At 46.5% G+C, this 1,116-nt stretch carries 1 protein-coding gene; it reads right to left on the minus strand.

Annotation, left to right across the window (positions count from 1 at the left end):
- The coding region (locus AC1DFM_RS34620; protein ID WP_477081356.1) for an AMP-binding protein at positions 1-1,116 on the minus strand (1,116 nt) is incomplete at both ends.

Below are 1,116 nucleotides of genomic sequence, written 5' to 3' on the forward strand. Positions count from 1 at the left end.
TATCAGGGCAGAGAGCTGTTGCTCATCCAGCAGCGACTCCTGGCTGCACAGCACCAGTTTGCCGCCATGCAGCAGCATCGACCAATATTCAAAAGTTGTGGCATCAAAAGAAAGGGCTCCCGTAGACAACAATACTTCATCCCCTTTCAGCGTAACATACTGCTGTGCGGTTACCAATCTCACTACATTCTGATGCGTCACCATCACTCCTTTGGGCATGCCCGTGGAACCAGAGGTGTACATCACATAAGCCAGGTCATGGGGTTGGTTAACAATAACCGGCGATGTGGTATCGTATCCTGATTGCACTGTTTTAAAACGCAACAGCTCTGCTTCATCGATCAGCACTTTACAGCCGGTATCCGACAGCATATAATCGATACGATCCGGCGGATAATCAGGATCGATGGGAACATAGGCCCCACCTGATTTTAAGATCCCCAATATTACAATCAGCAGCCATTCGCTACGATCCAGTTTTATGCCCACCAGGTCATCTGCAACAACTTCATATTGATTACGCAGGTAATGGGCCAACTGGTTAGATTGCTCTTCCAGTTGCTGATAAGTAAGGGAGACATCTTCAAATACCAGCGCTACTGCATCCGGTGTTTTTGCTACCTGTTCTGCGAATAGGTGCACCAATGTTTTATCTTCCGGGTAAGCAGCAGCCGTATCATTAAAACTATAAAGCAGATGCGATTTTTCTGTTTCACTTAAATAATCCAGCTGCAGGATAGCGATGCCCGGATTTTTAAGAATGGCTACCAGCAACTGATCCAGGTGCGTTGCCATAGCGCTCACAGTAGATATCTCATAGAGATCACTGTTGTAAACGATATTTAATTGCAGCTGCGTTCCCTGTAATACAAACTCAAACGACAGGTCAAATTTGCTGACCGGATTACTCAGATCTGTATATGGATTTATTTGCAGGCCGCCGCTTTGTTGAGACGCAATTACTTCATCAAGGTCTGTTTCCTGTAACACCACCATCACATCAAACAAGGCGCTGCGGCTCATGTCACGTTTCAGTGGCAATGTATCCACCAGCTCATCAAAAGGATACGACTGATGTTCGTAAGCTGCCATCGTTACCTGTCGCACCTGTTCCAG

This window comes from Chitinophaga sp. 05T412, from assembly GCF_056396465.1.